Consider the following 22,760-nt stretch of genomic DNA (forward strand, 5'->3'; position numbering starts at 1 on the left):
GTGATGCCGGTCCGGAGGGTGCGGGACGTTCAGGGCGCATGGCGCCAGTTCTCCGCCAGGTCGCCCCACAGGTACGCGGTGGTCTCGGCACCCTTGAGGAGCAGGTCGAGCTCGACCTTCTCGTTCGGCGCGTGCCAGCCGTCGGACGGGACGGAGATGCCCAGGAAGAGCACGGGCGCGCCGAGGACCTCCTGAAGGTCTGCCGCGGGTCCCGAGCCGCCCTCGCGCGTGAAGCGGACGGGTTTCTCGAAGGCGCGGCCCATGGCGCGGACGACGGACTGCAGGGCCGGGTGGTCCAGCGGCGTCAGGCACGGGCGCGTGGCCGAGCCGAACGTGACCTCGTGGCGGATTCCGGCGGGAACCAGTGCCGCGGCCCAGGCACGGACGGCTTGCTCGACATGGTCGGGGTCCTGGCCGGCGACCAGCCGGAAGGAGAGCTTCAGCATGGCGGAGGACGGGATGATCGTCTTGCTGCCGGGGCCCTGGTACCCGCCGCCGATGCCGTTGACCTCGGCGGTCGGCCGCGCCCAGATGCGCTCCAGGGTGGTGTGTCCGGCCTCCCCGAGGGTGGCGTACGACTTGGCCGTGCGCAGCCACCGCTGCTCGTCGAAGGGCAGCTCGGCGAAGAGCTCGCGCTCGCGGTCGGTGAGCTCGACGATGCCGTCGTAGAAGCCGGGGACGGCCACACGCGCGTGCTCGTCGTGCAGGGCGGCGACGAGGCGGGCGGCGGCCGTGGCCGGATTGGGTACGGCGCCGCCGAAGGAGCCGGAGTGGATGTCCTGGTCGGGGCCGTGCAGCCGGATCTCGCATTCGGCGAGGCCGCGCATGCCGGTGCACACGGTGGGGGTGTCCTCGGACCACATGCCGGTGTCGGAGACGATCACGGCGTCGGCGGTGAGCCGGTGGGCGTGCTCCTCGACGAGTGCCCGGAAGTGCGGGGAACCGGACTCCTCCTCGCCCTCGACGAGCAGCTTGAGGTTCACGGCCGGGGTGGTGCGGCCGGTGGCGGCGAGGTGGGCGCGGACGCCGAGTGTGTGGAAGAACACCTGCCCCTTGTCGTCGGCCGCCCCGCGCGCGTAGAGGCGGCTGTCGCGGACGACGGGCTCGAAGGGCTCGCTGTCCCAGCCGTCCCCGCGGGCTGCGGGCTGCACGTCGTGGTGGCCGTAGACGAGGACGGTGGGTGCGCCGGGCTCCTCGGAGGGCCACTCGGCGAACACGGCCGGCGCGCCCGGGGTCTCCCAGACCTCGGCCGTGGGGAAGCCGGCCTCCTTGAGCTGTGCGGCGAGCCAGTCGGCGCTGCGGCGTACATCGGGCGCGTGGTCGGGCTGGGCCGACACGGACGGGATGCGCAGCCAGTCGGCGAGGTCCGCGAGGAAGGCATCGTGGTGCCGCTCGATGTACGTACGGACGGCGCTGTCCGGGGTCTGGCTCATGGTCACGAGCCTATCGGCCCGCACCGACATCCTGATTGGGCGGTTCGTCACACGACGGCTCCTCCAGCAGCAGCCGCTCCAGCGCGGCCCGGCCGGGCAGGTTCGCGGGCCGTACGACCTCACCGCCGCGCACGTACAGGAAGGCGGCCGAGACCGACTCCAGGGGCACGCCCTGCTGCTCGGCCCAGGCGAGCCGGTACAGGGCGAGCTGGAGCGGGTCGGCGGTGCGGGCACGGCTGGTCTTCCAGTCGACGATCTCGTACGTCGCCGCGTCGCCTTCGCCTTCCTTGTAGACGGCGTCGATGCGGCCCCGTACGACGCGGCCGGCGACGGTCAGCTGGAAGGGGGCCTCGACACGGTAGGGCGTGCGGCGGGCGTACTCGGTGCGCTCGAAGGCCTCCTTGAGGGCTTCCAGATCGCGCTCGTCGGCGATCTCGGCCTCGCTCCCCGGCAGCTCTTCCGGCTCCAGCATGGGCAGCGTCAGCTCTTCGAAGCGGGCTTCGACCCAGGCGTGGAAACGGGTGCCGCGGCGCGCGGCGGGCTGCGGCGGGCGGGGCATGGGGCGGGCCAGTTCCTGCGCGAAGGCGTCCGGGTCGGCGGCCAGGCGCAGGATCTGGGACGCGGTCAGCGACGTCGGCAGGGGTACGTCGGTGACGCTCTGCCGCGCGCGCACGAGCTCTCCGGTGAGGGCGTCGAGGTCGCGGTCCCAGGAGGCGACGGTGCGGGCTTCCTCGGGAGTGAGGGGTGGCCGCTCGGGTGGTGCGGGGTGGGGGCGCACGCCCCGGGGCACACCGGGATGTCCGGGGGCGTCCGGGGATGCCGCTTGGTGCGGGACGGTGGGGCGGTCCGTGGTCCAGGTGTCCCAGCCGGCGGGGTCTTCGTCGGCGGGGGCGGCGGCGGGAGCCTCGGCGAAAGCGTCCACCCCGTCGTAGGGGGCCTCGTCGTCGTCCGGATAGAAGGCGTCGTCGTCCTCCGGTGGCGGGGGCCGGTCCGGGGCGCCGTACGTGTCCCGCTCACGCGTGGCCGCGGGGTGAGCGTCGGTGGGGGTGGCGAGGTGCTCCAGGTGGGCGAGGACGGTCTCGGCGGCCGCCCGGCGCCGGACCAGAGCCGCCTCGTCCAGGGGCAGGGGCCACACCTGGTCGGCGGTCTCCTGGCGCAGGGACGGGTTCTGCTCGTCCTCGGCGGGTTCGTCGGCCCAGGCCTCGATCTCGCCGTGGCCGTCCACGCAGTGGTCGTGGAGGGCCTGGAGGAAGTCGGACGGGCCGCGGGGCTTCTTCTGGGTGGGGCCCCACCAGTGGCCCGAGCCGAGGAGCAGGGAGCGGGGGCGGGTGAAGGTGACGTAGCCGAGGCGGAGTTCCTCGGTGTGCTGGTGCTCCTTCATGGCCTCGTGAAAGGCCTTCAGACCGCGGGAGTCCCAGGACGCCACGTCGGGAAGGGTGTCCGCGTCGCCGCGCAGCTCGTGCGGCAGCACCTTGCCCTGGGCCGTCCACTTCTCGCGCCCCTGGGTGCTGGGGAAGGTGCCCGTGACCAGGCCGGGGACGGCCACGACGTCCCACTCCAGTCCCTTGGACTTGTGCGCGGTGAGCACCTTCACGGTGTTCTCGCCGCCGGGGAGGGCGTTGTCGAGGCCCTTCTCGTACCGGGCGGCGGTGCGCAGGAAGCCGAGGAAGGCCAGCAGGGTCGCCTCGCCGTCGCCCGCGGCGAACGATGCCGCGATGTCCAGGAAGTTCGACAGGGTCTCACGGCGGCGCGCGGCCAGGGCGTGCGGGGACGCGGACAGTTCCACTTCCAGGCCGGTGACGGCCAGCACACGGTGCAGGACGTCCATCAGGGGGTCGGCGAGTGAGCGGCGCAGGTCGCGCAGTTCGGCGGCCAGGCGGGCGAACCGCACACGCGCGTCCGGCGAGAAGGGCAGCCCGTCGTCGCCCCCGTCGCCGTCGAACGGTGTCTCCAGGAACGTGTCGAGGGCGTCCGCGAGCGATATCACCTCGGACGGGTCGATCCCTTGGACGGCCTCGGCGAGCCGGCGGTCCGGGTCGTCGTCGGCGCCCACGCGCGCGTGGGACACGAGTAGCCGGGCGCGGCGCCCGAGGAGGGCAAGGTCGCGGGGGCCGATGCGCCAACGTGGGCCGGTCAGCAGACGGACCAGGGAGGCATTGGCACCCGGGTCCTGAAGGACCTCGCAGACGGCGACGAGGTCGGCCACCTCAGGCAGGTGCAGCAGTCCGGACAGGCCCACGACCTCGACGGGGACGTCCCGGGCGACGAGCGCGGCCTGGATCTCCGCGAAGTCGGTCGCCGTCCGGCACAGAACGGCGATCTCTCCGGGTGCCTTGCCGGTGTTCACGAGGTGGGCGATGGAGTCGGCGATCCAGTCGATCTCCTCGGCGTGGGTGGGCGTCAGGGCGCACCGGACCATGCCGTCGCGTTCGGCGCCCGGGGCCGGGCAGAGGGCCTCCACGCCCGCGTGCATGGCGCGCAGCGGCTCCGCGAGGCCGTTGGCCAGGTCGAGGAGGCGGCCGCCGCTGCGGCGGTTCTCGCTGAGCGCCTGGCGGGTGGCGGGCCGGCCGTCACGGTGGGCGAAGTGCTCGGGGAAGTCGTCCAGGTTGGCGACGGAGGCGCCACGCCAGCCGTAGATCGCCTGGCAGGGGTCGCCGACGGCGGTCACGGGGTGGCCCGTGCCCCCGCCGAACAGGCCCGCCAGGAGGATGCGCTGGGCAACCGACGTGTCCTGGTACTCGTCGAGCAGCACCACACGGAACTCGTCGCGCAGGATGCGGCCCACGTCGGGGATCCCCGCGAGCTGTGCCGAGAAGGCGATCTGGTCGCCGAAGTCGAGCAGGTCGCGCTCGCGCTTGGCGGCTCGGTAGCGGACCACGAGGTCGGCGAGTTCACGGCGCGCCGCGGCCGTCTCGGGGACCTTGCGCAGATCCGCGTTGGTGAGTCGGGCGCCCTCCAGGTCGCGCAGCAGCCCGGCGTCGTGGGCGCGCAGGTCCTCGGGCCGTACGAGGTGTTCGGAGAGTTCGGCGTCGAGGGCCAGGAGGTCGCTGACCAGGTCGGCGAAGGAGCGGGTCAGGGCCGGGTACGGCCCGGGCGCTTCGCGCAGCACGCGTGCGGCGAGCTGGTAGCGGGTGGCGTCGGCGAGCAGGCGGGCCGCCGGTTCGAGTCCGATGCGCAGGCCGTGGTCGGTCAGGAGGCGGCCCGCGAACGCGTGGTACGTGGAGATCACCGGCTCGCCCGGCGGGTTGGCCGGGTCGACGGCGTCGGGATCCGTGACGCCCGCCCTGATGAGCGCTTTGCGGACGCGCTCGGCGAGCTCGCCGGCGGCCTTGTTGGTGAAGGTGAGGCCGAGCACCTGCTCGGGGGCGACCTGGCCGGTGCCGACCAGCCAGACCACGCGCGCCGCCATCACCGTCGTCTTGCCCGAGCCGGCTCCGGCCACGATCACCTGCGGGGCGGGCGGCGCGGTGATGCAGGCCGTCTGCTCCGGGGTGAACGGGATGCCGAGGAGCTCCTTGAGCTGATCGGGATCAGTGATACGGGCGGGCATGTCGCAGAGGCTAGCGGCGGCCACTGACAGTGGATGCCCGATCGGCCGCAGGGCGTGAAGAAGCGCACGTCAGCACGCGTGGTGCGACCCGTCACACGGGTGGCTCACTCCACGACGTGGCGCCCTTCGGCCCGCTCGCCGCACGAGGCCCGGAACGCGCAGTGGGTGCAGTGCTGGCCGGCGCTCGGCGTGAACCGTTCGTCGAGGACCTTGCCCGCGGCCGTGGCCAGCAGGTCGCCGACCCACTCCCCTTCCAGGGGCTCTTGGGCCTGCACCTTGGGCAGCGTGTCGCCGCCGTCCCGCTTCGCGGCACCCTGACGCAGGTGGACGAGTTCGGCGCCGCCCGGTTCGGGGCGTACACCGTCGAAGGCGTCGTCGACGGCGCCCTCGCGCACGGCGAGCTGGTAGACGGCGAGCTGCGGGTGGCGCTCCACCTCGGCCGCGCTGGGTGCCTGTTTGCCGGTCTTGAAGTCGACGACGTAGGCGCGGCCGTCGCCGTCGGCCTCGACGCGGTCCATCTGGCCGCGGATGCGTACCTCGTAGTCGCCCGCTTCGAGGGTGACGTCGAAGTCGTGCTCGCTGGCCACCGGCGTACGCCCGGTGCGGTTCGTCACATGCCACTTCAGGAAGCGTTCGAGCGCCACGCGCGCGTTCTCCTTCTCCTGTGCCGACTTCCACGGCGCGTCGAAGGCGAGCGCGTTCCACACGGAGTCGAGGCGCTCCATGAGGACGGCGAGGTCGGCCGGGGTGTGTCCGGAGGCGACCTCGTCGGCGAGGACGTGCACGACGTTCCCGAAGCCCTGGGCGACCGTCGCGGGCGCGTCGGCCTTCACCTCGCGGCCCAGGAACCACTGGAGGGCGCAGGTGTTGGCGAGCTGGTCGAGGGCGCTGCCGGACAGCACGACGGGCTGGTCGCGGTCGCGCAGCGGCACCTTGCTCTCGGTCGGTTCGAACATGCCCCACCAGCGGTAGGGGTGGGCGGACGGGACGAGCGGGCGGCCGTCCTCGTCGGTGAGTGCCGCGAACCGCGCGAGCCGACGGGCGGCTGCCTCCCTGAGGGTGTCGGACACGCGCGGGTCGACCGTCGTGGCGCGCAGCTCGGCGACGAGCGCCGCGACGGACAGCGGGCGGCGCGGGCGGCCGGTGACGTCCCTGGCTTCGACGCCGAGTTCGGCCAGGAAGCGGGAGGGCTGGTCACCGTCGTCCGCGGGCGCCCTGACCGCCGTGACGACGAGGCGCTCACGCGCACGCGTGGCGGCCACGTAGAACAGTCGGCGCTCCTCGGCGAGGAGCGCGCCCGGGGTGAGCGGTTCGGCGAGTCCGTCGCGGCCGATGCGGTCGGCTTCCAGGAGGGAGCCGCGACGGCGCAGGTCCGGCCACAGGCCCTCCTGCACGCCCGCGACGACCACGAGGCGCCACTCCAGCCCCTTGGAGCGATGCGCGGTCATCAGGCGGACGGCGTCCGGGCGGACGGCACGCCGCGTGAGGGTGTCGGCGGCGATGTCCTCGGCGTCGATCTCCTCCAGGAAGTTCAGGGCGCCCCGGCCTCCGGTGCGCTCCTCCGCGCGGGCCGCGGTCGCGAACAGCGCGCACACGGCGTCCAGGTCCCGGTCGGCGTTGCGTCCGGCCGCGCCGCCGCGCCGGGCGGACCGCTCCAGGCGGGTGGGCCAGGGTGTGCCCTCCCACAGGTCCCAGAGCGCCTCCTCGGCCGTACCGCCGCCCGCGAGACGCTCGCGGGCCTTTCTGAGCAGAGCGCCGAGACGCTGGGCCCCGCGCGCGTACGCGGGGTCGTGCGCGACCAGACGCTCGGGCTCGGCCAGCGCCCGCGCGAGCAGCTCGTCGGAGGGCGGCGGCAGCGGGTTGCCCGCGGCCCGCTCCTCGTCGCGCAACGCGCGGCCCAGGCGGCGCAGGTCGGCGGCGTCCATGCCGGCGAGGGGGGAGACGAGCAGGGTCAGGGCGGTTTCCGTGTCGAGCCATGAGGTGTCCGGCGCCGGCTCGTCGGAGTCAGCCCCCGCCTCCTCCTCGGTCCGTACGCCGGCGTCGGCCCCCTCGGGACGCGCCGCAGCCTCCGCGGTGGCCACCGCGCGCAGCGCCGTCAGCAGGGGTGCCACCGCCGGCTCGTGGCGCAGCGGCAGGTCGTCGCCGTCGATGTCCAGGGGGACGCCTGCCGCGCTGAGGGCCCGGCGGACCGTGGGGATCGTGCGGGACCCGGCGCGGACCAGCACGGCCATCTCGTGCCACGGAACGCCGTCCTCCAGGTGTGCCCGGCGCAGGATGTCGGCGATGTTGTCCAGCTCCGTGCCGGGCGTCGGGTACGTGTACACCTCGACCCGGCCGCCGTCCCGGACCGGGGTGAGTTCCCGGTGGGCGCGCACCTTGTCGGCCGGGAGCCGGGTCAGTGGCATGCGCTGGGTCAGCAGCCGGGTCGCGGTCAGCAGACCGGTACCGGAGCGCCGGGACGTGCGCAGGACCTCAACGGGGGCCGGGCGGCCGTCCGCGCGCGGGAAGGCGTGCGGGAAGTCCAGGATGCCGTTCACGTCCGCGCCCCGGAACGCGTAGATCGACTGGTCGGGGTCTCCGAAGGCGACGAGGGTGCGACCGCCGCCGGCGAGGGCGTGCAGCAGCCGTACCTGGGCCGGGTCGGTGTCCTGGTACTCGTCGACGAACACGGCGTCATACTGCAGGGCGAGGTGCCGTTCGACCTCGGGGCGGCGGGCGAGGAGCACGGCGCGGTGGACCAGTTCGGCGTAGTCGAGCACGCCCTGCAGGTCGAGCACATCGAGGTACTCGGCCAGGAAGGCGGCCGCGGCCCGCCAGTCGGGGCGGCCGATCCGGCGGGCGAACGCGTCCAGGGCGCCGGGGCCCAGGCCCAGTTCGCGGCTGCGGGCGAGGACGGCGCGGACCTCGTCGGCGAAGCCGCGGGTGGTCAGGCAGGCGCGCAGTTCGTCCGGCCAGCGCACGTGGGCGAGGCCGAGCCGCTCCAGGTCGGGCTGGCCCGCGAGCAGTCCGCGGACGGTGACGTCCTGTTCCGGGCCGGACAGCAGCCGCATGGGCTCCACGAACAGGTCGCTGTCCTGGTGTGCGCGGACCAGGGCGTAGCAGAACGAGTGGAACGTGGTCGCCCGGGGCGCGCGGGCCGCCCCTATGCGCAGCGCCATGCGGTCGCGCAGTTCGACGGCCGCCTTGCGGCTGAACGTCAGCACCAGGATCCGCGCGGGGTCACCGCCGCGCGCGATCCGCGCCGCCACGGACTCGACGAGTGTGGTGGTCTTTCCGGTGCCCGGGCCTGCGAGGACGAGCATTGGGCCGGCGGCGTGGACAACCACGGAGCGCTGTGCGGCGTCCAGACGAGGGGGATCCACGAGGGCCGGTGGGGTACGCACCAGTCGGTAAGCGCCACGGTTCCCCTGTCGCACCTGGGGGTGCGACAGGCGCCTGGTGGAGGAAGAGGAGCTCACGTGGTTCGCCGGTCCTGGTGGTTGTGCTGTTGGGCGTGCCGCCGTACGCGGAGGGCGGTGATCGCGGGGTGAGGGGGACACGTGCAGCCGACGCTACGCCGACGGGTGAGGCGGAAGCAGGGCTTCCGATTCTTCCCTCGCGGCACTCGCGGCACATGCGTCCCTCGCCCCACGAACGTACGGCATTGCGCGGTCGTGCCCCTATTCCCTCGTACGGACCACGGGGTGCCCCTGGGCCCGTCCGATGGCGGAAGCTGTCAGGTGTGACCCTCTGCGCGTTCGCCGCCGTCCCACCGCGCGCGCCTCATGTCGAGACGCGGCAAGTGGCCCTCGGCGGCCCTGCTCGCCTCCTTCAGGGGCGTGCCCTCCGCGCGGTAGCGGGCGAGCGCCCGGAGCTCATGGCCCGGGAGCAGAACGCCGTCCGCACGCACGACGCGCCACCACGGAACGGCTCCCCCGTAGAGGGCCATCACGCGGCCGACCTGGCGTGGGCCGCCCTCCGCCAGCCACTCGGCGACGTCCCCGTACGTCATGACGCGCCCCGGCGGAATCAGTTCGGCGACCTCGAGGACCCGCTCGGCGTACTCCGGCAGGGCGTCCTCGTACCCGGGACGGGCGTCCTCCGGATGGCTCTCCTCGCTCATCCGCCCCATCCTGCCCCACCCCACCGACAATGTGACGCGCTGGCCACTGTGCGTATCCCTCGCCCCGGGGCGGCGCTTCGGGCAGACTGTGCGCCCCCGCGTCTGCACCCTGATGCACCTGCGTGCCGGTGGGGCATGCCACCATCATGCGGGCGGTGACCGGTGATACGAGATCAAGAAGAGACGATGAAGCAGCAGGGTGTGCAGCCCGAGGGCGCTGAGAGCACTTCTGACGCTTCGTCGCGCCCCGACACCGCCGGCTCGGACGAGACGCGGTCCGGCGCGGTCGGGGGCGACAGTACTCAGGGGGGCGTGGCCGAGGCTGACGGGACGCACAGCGAGGAGGTCGAAGGCGACGAACCACTGCTCCCCGCGCGCGTGCACCGCCCCTCCGACCTGGTGCGGCTTCTCATCGGCGTGCTGGCCGTCGTCGTGCTGCTCGCGATCGCCGCCTTCGCGCACGGCACCACGTCCGGCCTCGAACAGGACATCAACAAGGGCACCGGGCAGGCACCCGACCTGCTCATCAGATTCGCCGGTCTGGCCTCCAGCATCGCGATCCTCCTGGTCCCGGTCGCGTTCGCGATCGAGCGGCTGATCAAGCGGGACGGGCTGCGCATCGCCGACGGCGTGCTCGCGGCGGTCCTCGCGCACGGCGTGACGCTCGCCACCGACCTGTGGGTCGCCAAAGCCGCCCCCGACTCGATCCAGGAAGCGCTCACCCAGCCCTCGCCCGGCGACATCCACGCCCTCACCGATCCCGTGCACGGGTATCTGGCTCCCGTCATCGCCTATATGACGGCCGTCGGCATGTCGCGCAGACCGCGCTGGCGCGCGGTGCTGTGGATGGTGCTGCTCCTGGACGCGTTCTCGATGCTCGTGACCGGCTACACGACACCGTTCTCGATCATCCTGACGGTGCTGATCGGCTGGACCGTGGCCTACGGGACGCTGTACGCGGTCGGCTCCCCCAACGTCCGCCCCACCGGACGGACCCTGATGGCGGGTCTGCGGACCGTCGGCTTCCACCCGGTGAGCGCGGCGCGCGAAGAGGTGTCGGACACGTCGGAGACCGGCGACCGCGGCCGCCGCTACTTCGTCACCCTCGAGGACGGTCCGCCGCTGGACGTGACGGTGGTCGACCGGGAGCAGCAGGCACAGGGCTTCTTCTACCGCGCGTGGCGCAACCTGACGCTGCGGGGCTTCGCCACCCGCAGCAGCCTCCAGTCGCTGCGCCAGGCCCTGGAGCAGGAGGCCCTCTTGGCGTACGCGGCCATCGCGGCCGGCGCCAACGCCCCCAAGCTGATCGCGACGTCCGAGCTGGGCCCTGACGCGGTCATGCTCGTCTACGAGCACACCGGCGGGCGCACCCTCGACTCGCTGCCGGACGAGGAGATCACCGACGACCTGCTGCGCGACACCTGGCACCAGGTGCGAGCGCTGCAGTCGCGGCGCATCGCGCACCGCAGGCTGGTGGGCGACGCGATTCTGGTGGATCGTTCCGGCACGGTGATCCTCACCGACCTGCGCGTAGGCGAGATCGCGGCCGGTGACCTGCTGCTGCGCATGGACGTCTCCCAGCTGCTGACGACGCTGGGCCTGCGCGTCGGTGCCGAACGGGCGGTGGCCGCGGCGGTGAGCGTCCTCGGCCCCGACACCGTGGCCGACTGTCTGCCGATGCTGCAGCCCATCGCGCTCAGCCGCTCCACGCGCGCGACACTGCGCAAACTGGCCCGGGAGCGGGCCCAGCGCGAGCGCGAGGCAGTGCTGGACGCGTCCCGGCAGGCCAAGCAGGCCCGTCTGGAGGCGGGCGAGGAAAGCGCCGGGCCCGTCGTACTCGAAAAACCCGACAAGAAGGCCGTACGCGCGCAGCAGCGGGCCGAGAAGCGGGCCATCGACGAGGCCGTGGAGGAGGCCCGCGAGGAGGATCTGCTCACGCAGATCCGCCACGAGGTTCTGCGGATCAGGCCGCAGGCGCCGGTCGAACCGGCGCGCCTGGAGCGGGTACGGCCGCGGACCCTGATCAGTTTCATCGCCGGTGCCATCGCGGCGTACTTCCTGCTGACGCAGCTCACGCACATCGAGTTCGGCCCGCTGATGGCCAACGCCGAGTGGGGCTGGGTCGTCGCGGCGGTGCTGTTCTCGGCGCTCAGCTATGTGGCGGCGGCGATGGCCCTGCTGGGGTTCGTGCCCGAACGGGTGCCGTTCCCGCGGACCGTGGCGGCGCAGGTCGCCGGATCCTTCGTGAAGATCGTCGCGCCGGCCGCCGTGGGAGGTGTGGCCCTCAACACGCGCTTCCTGCAGCGCTCGGGAGTGCGGCCCGGGCTCGCGGTGGCGAGCGTGGGCGCCTCGCAGCTGTTCGGTCTCGGCTGCCACATCCTGATGCTGCTGTCCTTCGGCTATCTGACCGGCACCGAGAAGACGCCGTCGCTGTCGCCCTCCCGGACGGTCATCGCGGGTCTGCTGACAGTGGCCGTGCTCGTGCTCGTGGTGACGTCGGTGCCGTTCCTGCGGAAATTCGTCGTCACGCGCGTGAGGTCGCTGTTCGCGGGCGTCGTGCCGCGCATGCTCGACGTGCTGCAGCGGCCGCAGAAGCTGATGACCGGGATCGGCGGCATGCTGCTGCTGACCGCCTGCTTCGTGATGTGCCTGGACGCCTCGATCCGGGCCTTCGGCGACGAATCGGCCTCGATCAGCATCGCCAGCGTCGCGGTCGTCTTCCTCGCCGGCAACGCACTCGGGTCGGCGGCTCCGACCCCGGGCGGTGTGGGGGCGGTGGAGGCGACCCTGACCGTCGGTCTGGTCGCCGTCGGCCTCCCCAGGGAGGTAGCCATCCCGGCCGTGCTGCTGTTCCGGTTGCTGACGCTGTGGCTGCCGGTGCTTCCGGGCTGGCTCGCCTTCAACCAGCTGACACGCAAGGGCGCGCTGTAGTACGAGGCCGTCGGCGGCGTACCTCGTACGGCTCGCGCCCCGAGCGGCCTCGCGCACGCGACCGCAGGATGGGTTCATGCCGAACCCTCCCCGGCTGCGCGCCGCCGCCGTGACCGCCACCGCTCTCCTGCTGTCCTGCGTGCTGGCGGGCTGCGGCGACGACTCCGAGGACGAGGATCTGACGGCTCAGAAGCTCACCTGGGAGGCCTGCCCGGCCCCGTCCGAGGCGGAGGGCGGCGGGAACCCCCCGTCGCCCCTGCCGGACGGCGACCCGTGGCAGTGCGCCACCATGAAGGCGCCTCTCGACTGGGACAAGCCCAAGGGCGACACGATCGGCCTCGCGCTGATCCGGGCAAAGGCGAGCGGCGCCGAGAGCGGGCGCATCGGCTCGCTCATCTTCAACTTCGGCGGTCCCGGCGGCTCGGGCGTCACCACGTTGCCCGCCTTCGGCGCGGATTACGCCCGCCTGCGCACCCGCTACGACCTGGTGAGCTTCGACCCGCGCGGAGTGGGCCGCAGCGCCCCCGTGGAGTGCGAGGACGACGAGGAGCTCGACGTCCGCTTCCAGCAGGACGCCACGCCGGACGACGCCGCCGAGCGCACCGAGTACCTTGACAGCACCAAAGACTTCAACGGGGCCTGCGAGAAGAACTCCAAGAAGGTACTGCCGCATGTCACCACCACGGACGCGGCCCGCGACATGGACCTCATGCGGCAGGTCCTCGGCGACGCAAAGCTGCACTACTTCGGCATCTCGTACGGCACCGAACTCGGCGGCGTCTACGCCCACATGTTCCCCAAGAACGTGGGACGTGCCGTCTTCGACGCGGTCGTCGACCCGACCCAGAACCCCGAGCAGGGCTCCCTCGGCCAGGCCAGGGGTTTCCAGCGCGCGCTGGACAACTTCGCCGCTGACTGCACGTCGCAGGTCGAGGACTGCCCGGTCGGCGGCAGTGCGCAGAACGTGAAGGACCGCATCGCCGAGCTGCTGAAGGACCTCGACAGCAAACCGATCCCAGGCATCTTCCCGCGCCAGCTGACCCAGACCGCCGCGACCAACGGCATCGCGCAGGCGCTGTACTCCAAGGACTTCTGGCCGTACCTCACCGAGGGTCTGGAGCAGGCGTACGCCGGTGACGGCAGGGTCCTGATGGCGCTGTCCGACGCGATGAACGGGCGCAACGAGAACGGGGAGTACAGCAATCTCGTCCCCGCCAACATCGCCATCAACTGCGCCGACGACAAGCCGAGGTACACCGTCGGCCAAGTGGAGCGGAAACTGCCCGACTTCCGGGCCGCGTCCCCTCTGTTCGGCGACTTCCTGGCCTGGGGCATGGTCAGCTGCACCGACTGGGCCGTGCCGGGCGCCGCAGACCATCCCGACGTGAGCGCGCCCGGGTCCGCACCGATCCTCGTCGTGGGCAACACGGGCGACCCGGCAACGCCGTACGAAGGGGCGAGGAAGATGGTGGACGCGCTGGGCAAGGGCGTCGGTGTCGAGCTGACGTACAGGGGGCAGGGGCACGGGTCGTACGACAGCGGGAACAAGTGCGTGCAGGATGCGGTGGACGGCTACCTGCTCGACGGGAAGGTGCCGGCTGCCGGAACCGTCTGCTCCTGACGGCGCCCGGTCAGTGACCCGGAAATCCGGAGAAAGTAGCTGGTCAGAGCGTTATCCACAGGCCGCAGCAGCCTTCGCGTGATCCGCCTACTATGGCCTGAACCGCCACCCGCGGCACGATGCGGGCGGCCTGCAAGGGGGCATGCTATGACGCGATTCGCAAGGTGGACGGCTCTGGCGGCCACCGCCGCTCTGCTGGCGGGGGGCTGCAGCAGCGGCTCGTCCGGCGACGGCAAGGGCGGCGAGGAGACGAGCAGAAGCAGTCCGTCGGCAGGCACACCCGAGGTGCCGGCATCGCTTCCCTCCTCACTGACCTCGCAGAAGCCCGGCTGGGGACGCTGCAAGGCCACCGCGGACTCCCCGGCGCCGGGCAGCGACTGGCAGTGCGCGACGCTGAAGGTGCCGCTGGACTGGTCGAAGCCGGACGGCGAGACGATCGGCCTCGCGATGATCCGCGCCAAGGCCCGGGGCGGCAACCGCATCGGGTCGCTGCTGTTCAATTTCGGCGGCCCCGGCGCCTCGGGCGTGTCCTTCATGCCGTCGTACGCCTCCACCGTCTCGCTGCTGCGCGAGCGGTACGACCTGGTGAGCTGGGACCCGCGTGGGGTAGCGGCCAGTGAGGGCGTGCGCTGCCGCAGCGACAAGGCGATCCAGGCGGCCGAGGCGGTGGACGCCACACCGGACACCCCGGCCGAGGAGCAGGCCTACTTCGAGGACGCCGCCGACTTCGGCAAGGGCTGCGAGCAGGACGCCGGAAAGCTGCTGGCGCACGTCTCCACCACCGACACCGCCCGCGACATGGACCTGATGCGCCAGGTGCTCGGGGACTCGAAGATGCACTACTTCGGCATCTCGTACGGCACCGAACTCGGCGGTGTCTACGCCCACTTGTTCCCGAAGAACGTCGGGCGGCTGATCCTCGACGCGGTCGTGGACCCGAGTGCCGACACCGTGGGCCACGCGGAGAACCAGGCCAGGGGCTTCCAGCGCGCGCTGAACGACTACCTCGAGGCCACCGGACAGAACCCCGGGCAGGGCTCGCAGAAGATCGCGGACCTGCTGAAGCGCATCGACGCGAACCCGCTGCCCACGTCGTCCGGGCGGAAGCTGACGCAGACGCTCGCCGTCACCGGCATCGTCCTGCCGCTGTACAGCGAGGCCAGCTGGCCCACACTGACCAGCGCGCTGGACGCGGCGGAAGAGGGCGACGGCTCGGAGCTGCTGGCCCTCGCCGACGGCTACAACGAGCGGGACCCAGCAGGGCACTACGGCACGACGACCCACTCGCAACGGGTCATATCGTGTCTGGACGACAAGCAGCGGCCGACGCTCGCCGAGACGAGGAAGCGGCTGTCGGCGTTCGAGAGGATCTCACCGGTGTTCGGGGCCTTCCTCGGCTGGGACACGGCCGGCTGGTGCCACGACTGGCCGGTGGCCGGGCAGCACGACACTCCGGAGGTGAGTGCGCCCGGTGCGGCACCGATCCTGGTGGTCGGCAACACGGGCGACCCGGCGACGCCGTACGAGGGTGCCCGCAAGATGGCCGACGAGCTGGGCAAGGGCGTCGGTGTGGTGCTCACCTGGAAGGGCGAGGGGCACGGTGCGTACGGGAGCGGGAGCGACTGCGTCGACTCCACGGTGAACGCGTACCTGCTGAACGGGACGGTGCCGAAGGACGGCAAGGTCTGCTCATGACGACGGCGGGGCTTCACGCGCCGTCGGTGAGCGAAGCCCCGCCGTCCGGGCCGGGATGCCGGGGTCAGGGCAGCAAGGTGCAGCAACCACCGCGCCCACAGCCGACCGCTACCAGCCTCCACAGGCCGACGATGCCCCCGCAGAGCACAACGGTTTCGGCCTATATCGCCCAGGTATCAAAGATGCCCAACTTCTTCCCGAGGAAGAGCGCTGCCGAAGTAGGAACCAGCAAGCAAATGCCGATGCCGCCAAGCACATATGGTGCCACTGGCGTCGCTTTCGGGAAGTGGCCATCGGGTCGACGCCTGCGCGCAATAGCGAAGCGCCGGATAAACAGAGCGGCACTCAACATGAGCAGGAACGCGCCGACGATCTGCAGCGCCATCAAGCCGCATTCGACAAGGAAAAGGACCAGGTACGAGAGCAGCACACCCACGACTACCCTCGCTTAATCAGATTTCGGCATTAATCAGAATCCGGTTGGCTTTCATGGCCATTCGGCTGCAACCACGCGCAAGGCGGACAATAGGATCATGGCCTGGACTGGGTCAACCCGTGCAGCTGCACGCGTGCCCGATGCGTGCCCGACCGGATTCCTCCCTCTCAGCGCAGTTGCTCGGCCAGTCCGACGATGATGCCCTCCGGGCCGCGGAGGTAGCAGAGCAGATAGCTGTCCTCGAACCGGGCGATCTCGCCGACGAGTTCGGCGCCGTGAGGGCGCAGGCGGGCAACGGTGTCCTCGATGTCGTCGACGGCGAACATGACGCGGTGCGTGCCCAGAACGTTGTGCGGCCGGTTGCGCGGCCCGGCGCTGATCACCGCGGGGCTGCGGTACTTCGCCAGCTCGAGCCGACTGTGACCGTCTGGGGTCCGGACCATCGCGATGTCACAGCGGACGCCGTCGAGTCCGGTGCACTGGTCGGCGAAGAGGCCCTCGACCTCCCCCCTGCCCTCCAGCTCCATGCCGAGTTCCACGAAGAACGCGATGGCGGCGTCCATGTCCTCGACGACGATGCCGACGTTGTCCATCCGCTGAATCGCCATGCTGGTTTCTCCTTATTCCTCGTGCGGCCGGTAGTGGCCGCTGCTGTCGGGTGAGCACATCGCTGCTGCTGCTCCCATCCCGGAACTGCCGGCGGAGGCGGACCAGCGGCTGAGCCGGGTGTTCAGGTTTCTGAGTGACTCCTTCGGCAAAGGCAGGGTCGTCCAACGCTTGCCGTTCGGCCGTCCCTGGGCCGTCCGAGGCCAGCCGCCGCCGACCGACAACGACAGAAGCCCACGGCATCTGAGCTGATCAGAGCCGTGGGCTTCTTCTGTCTCGCTGGTCAGCGAGGCGGTGTTCAGTAGACCGGCTTGTGCGGCTCGATCTGGTTGACCCAGCCGATCACGCCGCCGCCGACGTGCACGGCGTCCGCGAAGCCCGCGGACTTCAGCACGGCGAGGACTTCCGCACTGCGGACACCCGTCTTGCAGTGCAGGACGATCTTCCTGTCCTGCGGGAGGTCCCCCAGCGCGGCACCCATGAGGAACTCGTTCTTCGGGATCAGCCTGGCGCCGGGGATGGAGACGATCTCGTACTCGTTGATCTCGCGGACATCGATGATGTCGATGTTCTCGCCGTCGTCGATCCACTCCTTGAGCTGCTTGGGAGTGATCGTCGAGCCGGCGGCCGCCTCCTGGGCCTCCTCGGACACGACGCCGCAGAAGGCCTCGTAGTCGATGAGCTCGGTGACGGTCGGGTTCTCGCCGCAGACCGCGCAGTTCGGGTCCTTGCGGACCTTGACCTGGCGGTACTGCATCTCCAGGGCGTCGTAGATCATCAGGCGGCCGACCAGCGGCTCACCGGTACCGGTGAGGACCTTGATCGCCTCGGTGACCTGGATGGAGCCGATGGACGCGCACAGCACACCCAGGACGCCGCCCTCGGCGCACGAGGGAACCATGCCCGGTGGCGGGGGCTCCGGGTAGAGGCAGCGGTAGCAGGGGCCGTGTTCCGACCAGAAGACGGATGCCTGACCGTCGAAGCGGTAGATCGAACCCCACACGTACGGCTTGTTCAGCAGCACACAGGCGTCGTTGACCAGGTAACGGGTCGCGAAGTTGTCCGTGCCGTCGACGATCAGGTCGTACTGGCTGAAGATGTCCATCACGTTGTCGGCCTCGAGCCGCTCCTCGTGAAGGATCACGTTCACGTACGGGTTGATGCCCAGGACGGAGTCGCGCGCGGACGCGGCCTTGGAACGGCCGATGTCAGCCTGGCTGTGGATGATCTGGCGCTGCAGGTTCGACTCGTCGACCTCGTCGAACTCCACGATGCCGAGCGTGCCCACGCCCGCCGCGGCCAGGTACATCAGCGCCGGCGATCCCAGGCCGCCGGCGCCCACACAGAGCACCTTGGCGTTCTTCAGCCGCTTCTGCCCGTCCATCCCGACGTCGGGGATGATCAGGTGGCGGGAGTACCTGCGGACCTCGTCTACGGTGAGCTCGGGTGCGGGCTCGACCAGGGGTGGCAGCGACACGGGGACTCCGTTGGTCGGTCAATCACTACAGTTGTTCTCCTGGTAACACTGCCATGGCCTTCTTCATTCCGAGACACCCGTTCCGATCCGCGAGACGATTTCGTCCCAGTAGCCGGGCATGGCCTCCCAGGGGTCGACGCGGCCTCCGCGGTCCGTTCGGTCGGTGAACCAGATCGTCGAGGCGCCCTGCCAGCGGGCGATGCGCAGCGCCTCCTCGAGGTGGCCGCGCGGGACGCCGTGGACGAAGTGGCAGAAGCGTTCGGGCGGGTGGTCGGCGGTCCACTCCGCCACCTGCGACCAGCGGTATTCGCTCCACCGGCCGGAGAAGGTGACCAGTTGGTCGGCGTGCTCGGCGTAGCCGGGATACGGGTGGGTGCCGTGGCCGAGGACGATGTGGGCCTCGTCACGGATCGCCCGGAGCGCGCAGACCGTGTGGCGTACTCCGGGCAGCGCTGCGGGGCCTGTCGGGCACCGGTCCAGGAGGAAGCCGTCGACCTGGTACCAGTCGAGATAGCGGTGCGCGTCGGAGATCATCTCGCCGAAGGGGCGGGCGCCGTGCGCGGTGTCGAGGTGGCCGAGGACGCGGACGCCGGCGTTGCGCAGTCGGCCGGCCGCTTCGAGGCAGTGCGGGTCGGGGAGCGTGCCGGGGCCGCCCGCCACGTTGAGGACGACCCAGTGAAGGGGTGTGCCGGGGCGGGCGAGTTCACCCCACTCGGTGGGCGTCAGGAGGGGGTGCGCATAGCCGGGGATGCCCAGGCCGGTGCGGACGTCGGTGCTGGCGGTGCCCATTGTGGTGCTGGTCAGATGCGGCATGCCGCCTCCATCCAGATGTCGGCGAGGGACTCTTCGAGGTTGATCCGGGGCCGCCAGCCGAGCCGGTCGCGTGCGGTGCGCACGTCGGCCTGCTGCCAGCTGCCGCAGCCGTCCGGGTACGGGTACGCGACGGGGGCCGCGTGCTCGGAATCGGTGCGCGGGTGTCCGATGGATGCCCTGAGGGAGCCGGGAGGTCCGTCGAGTTCGTGCAGGGCGCCGCCGTAGCCGGCCACCCGGGCGAGGACGGCGGCAGCGTCGCGGAGGCGGACGGCGCGGCCCGAGCCGATGTTGATGACGCCCTGCGCGGCGGAGAGCGAGGCCGCGTGGACGGCGCGGGCCACGTCGCGTACGTCGACGAAGTCGCGCTGGGCGCCGAGACCGCCGAGCTTGAGTTCGCCGTCGCCGGACTGCATGGCGCGGCGCATGGCCTCGGCGAGGCGGCCGAGGGGCGAGCCGGCGGGAGTGCCGGGACCCGCGGGTGAGAAGACCCGCAGGACGACGGCGTCGAGGCCGGAGCCCAGGACCAGTTCGGTGGCGGCGAGCTTGCTGACGCCGTACGGGCCGCCGGGGCGGGGGACGGCGTCCTCGGCCGTTGAGGAGCCGGGCTGGCTCGGGCCGTACTCGGCGCCGCAGCCGATCTGCACCAGGCGGGCGCCGCAGCCGCTGCGGCGCAGGGCCTCGCAGACGGTGGCGACGGCGACGGTGTTGTGGCGGGTGAGGTCGCGGGCGCCGCCGCGGGTGGCGCCGGCGCAGTTGATGACGACGCCGGGGTGGACGGCATCGAGGAACCGGGTGAGGGCGCCGGGGCTGCCTGACGCGAGGTCGAAGCGGACGTCGGCGTCGTCGCCGCGGCCGAGGGCGGTGAGCTGGACGGCCGGGTCGGCGAGCAGGCGGTCAGCGACGAAGCGGCCGAGGTAGCCGTTGGCTCCGATCAGCAGGACTCTCATCGGGCGGCTCCCGGGGCCGAGGCTTCGGGTCGGGAGGTGATCATCTGCGGTTCTCCTTCAGAGGGGTTGGTGCGGTTGCCTCCGGCGGTTGGGCCGGGTGCCTGCGGCTGGTCGTGGCTCTGTCCGTCGGGCGGCCTGCGGACGGGCGTGTGCGTGCGTCGCTACGGCGGGTGGGGGATGCGCCGCAGGCGGCTGCGGTGCCGCGGCGGTTCCTGCCGCGTCACCACGGCCGGTCCGCCGGTGTGTGCGCCGACGCTCTCGTCAGCGTGCGGGTCGCGTGGATGAGGAGGGTCAGGGCCGCCGCTCCGCAGGTCACGGTGGGGACGCCGGCCGGGCCCCAGGCGTCGACGACCGCCTGTACGGGGGTGGCCAGGAATTCCCAGCCGGGCAGACGGGCGGTGAAGACCGTGGCGAGGGCGGTCGCCTGGGCCAGGGCCGTCGCGGTCAGGACGAGGGCGGGGGTGCTGGTGAAGCCGTGGACGGTGAGGAGGCGGGCCAGGAGCAGGAGGGCACCGAGGGTGGTGGCCTGGGCGTAGTCGGCGGGCTCTTCCAAGGCCGCGCCGCACAGGGCCAGCAGGGCCGTGAGGGAACACAGGTACAGGGCGAACGTGCCCAGGAGGAGGGGTTTGGCGGAAGCCGTGAAGTCCTCCAGGCTTCGGCTGGCCGTCAGTTTGCGGCGGGCGCGTACGGCGAAGAGGTGAGCGCACCAGGCGGCGGGGGCGCAGGAGAGGGCGAGGGCCAGGACGGGGGCGGCGGCGAGCGGCCATGGGCCGTCGGAGGCACCGGTGGGCAGGTCGTGCGGGCCTCCGGCGACGGCGAGGTGCAGGAGGCCGTCACCGAGGAGTGCGTAGGTGACCAGCCAGCAGGTCCAGGTGCCGGTCGCGCGTGCGCCCGACGCGGTGCGGTCCTTGGCGCTGAGCGGGCCGCGGGCGAGAGCGGCGCGCAGGCCGACGGCCACGGCGAGAGCGGCCACGGCGGCCGCGATCAGGCGCTGTTGGCCGTGGGTGTGATGCAGGCCGGCGACGGCCGCAATGCACAGCGCGCCGGGCAGCAGGGTGAGGACGGCCCAGTCGGGGCGTGCCGGTAAGGCCGCGGGGGCGGCGGTGCTCGGGGGCGTCTCGACGTCGCGTGGGACCCGGGCGTACATCTCCTCGGCCAGGGAGAACACGTCCCGGTGGCGGAAGCGTGCCGCGGTCCGGTCGGTGACGCCGTGAGCCTCCAGCCCGGCCGCGATCTCCAAGGGGTCCACGGCCCGTTCGCACAGCTCGCGGTGACGGTGCATCAGGGCCTTCACGGGGTCGGCCAAGCCGCTCATCGCGCCCCCTCCACTGCTGGGACCGGGTCTGCGGCCCGTACGTGTGGTCCCGCCGCCGCCCAGGCGGGAGCGCCGCCGGTCACGACACGTGCGGCCGGTTCGGTCCAGCGGCCGGGCACGTGGGACTCTGCGGGGGCGGCGAAGGGGAGGGGCTCTCCGGTGGCGTCGAGCACGACTCGGCGGACGGGGCAGTGGGAGACGATCTCCAGGTAAATGCCGTGAAATGCCGTGGCGTTCTGCTCGACGGTGAACAGTTCGAGCGCACGGGCGCGTGCGGCGGCGCCCAGCCGCTCGCGGCGCTCGGGGTCGCGCAGCAGCGCCAGGCACGCCTCGGCGAGTGCCCGTGGGTTGCGCGGGGGGACGACGAGACCCGTGCCGCCGATGACCTCCACGACCGCGCCGACGTCCGTGGACACAGTGGCCCGGCCGCAGAACATGGCCTCGACGAGGCTGATCGGGAAGCCTTCGACGACGCTGGACAGGACGGCCACGGCCCCCGTGGCGTACGCGTCGGCGAGGGTCGGGACCTCCGGGCCGCCGATCTCCACGAAGGAGACCGGGTTGTCGCCGACCGAGTGCAGGCCCTCGGCCTCGTCGGGGAAGAGCTGGGCGGCCATGGCCTTGCAGTGGCCGAGGTATGCCGTGCCCTCGGGGCCCGCGGGGGCGCCGACGATCCGCAGGCGCGTCTTCGGCTCTTCCTTGCGGACCTCCGCGAAGGCGTGCAGCAGCGACACCAGGTCCTTGGCCGGTTCGATTCTGCCGACCCAGAGCAGCATGTCGGGGTCCGCCGACTCCGGCGACTCCCCCGCCTTGGCGAAGTGGGACGCGTCCATGCCCGGGTAGACGGTCCGCAGCTTCGCCCGGTCGGCGCCGCACCGTTCCTGCCAGCGACGGGCGTGGGTGTTGCCCGGGGTGATGAGCGCGGCCCGGTCGTAGATCTCGGCGGCGAGCCTGCCGTGGAAGGCGGCGAGCAGCGCCCGTACCGCGGGCGAGGACTCCGTGGCGGCCAGGTAGTGCGTCCGCAACTGCACGCCGTACTCGGTCACCAGCAGGGGCACGCCGGAGAAGTGGTGCGCGAGCAGTCCGGGCAGGGCCGCGGGGCCGCCGGACGCGGCGTGGCACAGGTCGAGCGATCCGAGGCCGTCGTCTCCGTACCAGTCGAGCGAGAGGGGACGCAGGGCGCGCTCCAGGTGCACGGCCACGGCAAGCAGATCGGGTACGCGGGCCTCGCGGGCCGGGCGCGGAGCACCAGGCGCGCGGCAGGCGCGTTCCAGGGCGTTCACTGCGGCTTCCGAGCGGAGGGCTCCGATCAGCCCGCCCTCGTCCCGGGCCAGTTCCGCGAGACCGTACAGCGCACTGCGGAAACGGTCCGCCTCAGGGGCCGACGGTGCCGCCGCTCGCTCTGCCGCCGCTCCCCGGGGCGAGCCGGAACGACCGGGAGGGCCCGCCGTGCACAGCACCGCCGCCAGTTCTGCGTAGCACTCCGCGAACCGCCGGCGCGCGGCCCGCCCGTGTCCCACGCCGTCGTCCTCCGCCGTCCACAGCGGTGCCGTGTGCACCCTGCGGACCTGCGGCGGCAGCGGGACCCAGCCCTCGTCCTCCTGGCGCTCGCTGCGGCTGAGCGCGTAGACGTCGAACTCGTGCTGCCCGAGCCCGCGCACGAGCCGGTCGCACCAGAGCCTGGCCTCACCGCTCACATACGGATAGCCACCCTCCGTAAGCAGTCCGATGCGCACGAGCGCACCCCCGATCTCCCGTATGAGGAGCCGCCGTTGACCCGGCGGCTCGCAGCGGGACGAAGGTATGCGGACATGTCGGTGGCGCGACGGACGGT

Annotated in this window: 14 protein-coding genes; 3 read left to right on the forward strand and 11 right to left on the reverse strand. The window is 72.1% G+C overall.

Annotated elements, in window-relative coordinates:
* Positions 1 to 29: 29 nt before the first annotated feature.
* From ACZ562_RS24930 to ACZ562_RS24945, 4 genes are all read right to left on the reverse strand, one after another.
* A complete protein-coding gene (locus tag ACZ562_RS24930; RefSeq protein WP_471183066.1) occupies positions 30 to 1,433 on the reverse strand; it encodes a dipeptidase in 1,404 nt (467 codons plus the stop codon).
* 10 nt (positions 1,434 to 1,443) lie between these two features.
* Entirely contained in the window at positions 1,444 to 4,983 is a 3,540-nt protein-coding gene (locus ACZ562_RS24935; RefSeq protein ID WP_471183068.1) for a UvrD-helicase domain-containing protein, read from the reverse strand.
* Between the two features lie 104 nt (positions 4,984 to 5,087).
* Complete coding sequence (locus ACZ562_RS24940; RefSeq protein ID WP_471183071.1) at positions 5,088 to 8,441, reverse strand: ATP-dependent helicase; 3,354 nt, start codon at positions 8,439 to 8,441, stop codon at positions 5,088 to 5,090.
* 257 nt (positions 8,442 to 8,698) lie between these two features.
* Entirely contained in the window at positions 8,699 to 9,085 is a 387-nt protein-coding gene (locus ACZ562_RS24945) for an MGMT family protein (protein ID WP_471183073.1), read from the reverse strand.
* Between the two features lie 186 nt (positions 9,086 to 9,271).
* On the opposite strand from ACZ562_RS24945, the gene ACZ562_RS24950 reads away from it, so the two are divergent.
* The 3 genes from ACZ562_RS24950 to ACZ562_RS24960 all read left to right on the forward strand — a co-directional run bounded on the left by ACZ562_RS24950 (position 9,272) and on the right by ACZ562_RS24960 (position 15,332).
* Positions 9,272 to 12,016 carry a lysylphosphatidylglycerol synthase transmembrane domain-containing protein gene (locus ACZ562_RS24950; protein WP_471183076.1) on the forward strand — a complete coding sequence of 915 codons (2,745 nt, stop codon included), beginning with the start codon at positions 9,272 to 9,274 and terminating at the stop codon, positions 12,014 to 12,016.
* Positions 12,017 to 12,092: 76 nt separating this feature from the next.
* Positions 12,093 to 13,637 carry an alpha/beta fold hydrolase gene (locus ACZ562_RS24955; protein ID WP_471183078.1) on the forward strand — a complete coding sequence of 515 codons (1,545 nt, stop codon included), beginning with the start codon at positions 12,093 to 12,095 and terminating at the stop codon, positions 13,635 to 13,637.
* Between the two features lie 147 nt (positions 13,638 to 13,784).
* On the forward strand, positions 13,785 to 15,332 hold the full coding sequence (locus tag ACZ562_RS24960; protein ID WP_471183080.1) for an alpha/beta fold hydrolase: 1,548 nt from the start codon (positions 13,785 to 13,787) through the stop codon (positions 15,330 to 15,332).
* 160 nt (positions 15,333 to 15,492) lie between these two features.
* Here the strand turns inward: ACZ562_RS24960 and ACZ562_RS24965 are convergent, their stop codons facing one another.
* The 7 genes from ACZ562_RS24965 to ACZ562_RS24995 form a co-directional block, all read right to left on the reverse strand.
* The gene (locus tag ACZ562_RS24965; RefSeq protein WP_471183083.1) at positions 15,493 to 15,768 is read right to left on the reverse strand and encodes a hypothetical protein; all 276 of its coding nucleotides are present in this window, start codon (positions 15,766 to 15,768) and stop codon (positions 15,493 to 15,495) included.
* Positions 15,769 to 15,935: 167 nt separating this feature from the next.
* Complete coding sequence (locus ACZ562_RS24970) at positions 15,936 to 16,376, reverse strand: VOC family protein (protein WP_471183084.1); 441 nt, start codon at positions 16,374 to 16,376, stop codon at positions 15,936 to 15,938.
* A gap of 296 nt (positions 16,377 to 16,672) precedes the next feature.
* Positions 16,673 to 17,851, reverse strand: coding sequence for an adenylyltransferase/sulfurtransferase MoeZ (gene moeZ, locus ACZ562_RS24975; protein ID WP_471183087.1), 1,179 nt, complete (start codon positions 17,849 to 17,851; stop codon positions 16,673 to 16,675).
* 63 nt (positions 17,852 to 17,914) lie between these two features.
* Entirely contained in the window at positions 17,915 to 18,664 is a 750-nt protein-coding gene (locus tag ACZ562_RS24980; RefSeq protein WP_471183093.1) for a spherulation-specific family 4 protein, read from the reverse strand.
* On the reverse strand, positions 18,652 to 19,611 hold the full coding sequence (locus ACZ562_RS24985; RefSeq protein ID WP_471183096.1) for an NAD-dependent epimerase/dehydratase family protein: 960 nt from the start codon (positions 19,609 to 19,611) through the stop codon (positions 18,652 to 18,654). The genes ACZ562_RS24980 and ACZ562_RS24985 overlap by 13 nt, the downstream gene beginning before the upstream one ends.
* Positions 19,612 to 19,831: 220 nt before the next feature.
* Entirely contained in the window at positions 19,832 to 20,989 is a 1,158-nt protein-coding gene (locus tag ACZ562_RS24990; protein ID WP_471183377.1) for a hypothetical protein, read from the reverse strand.
* Positions 20,923 to 22,662: a DUF3492 domain-containing protein gene (locus ACZ562_RS24995; RefSeq protein ID WP_471183098.1), complete on the reverse strand. Its 1,740-nt coding sequence runs from the start codon at positions 22,660 to 22,662 to the stop codon at positions 20,923 to 20,925. Before ACZ562_RS24995 ends, ACZ562_RS24990 begins: the two co-directional genes overlap by 67 nt.
* Between the last annotated feature and the right edge of the window lie 98 nt (positions 22,663 to 22,760).

The organism is Streptomyces sp. NPDC040410, assembly GCF_055595715.1.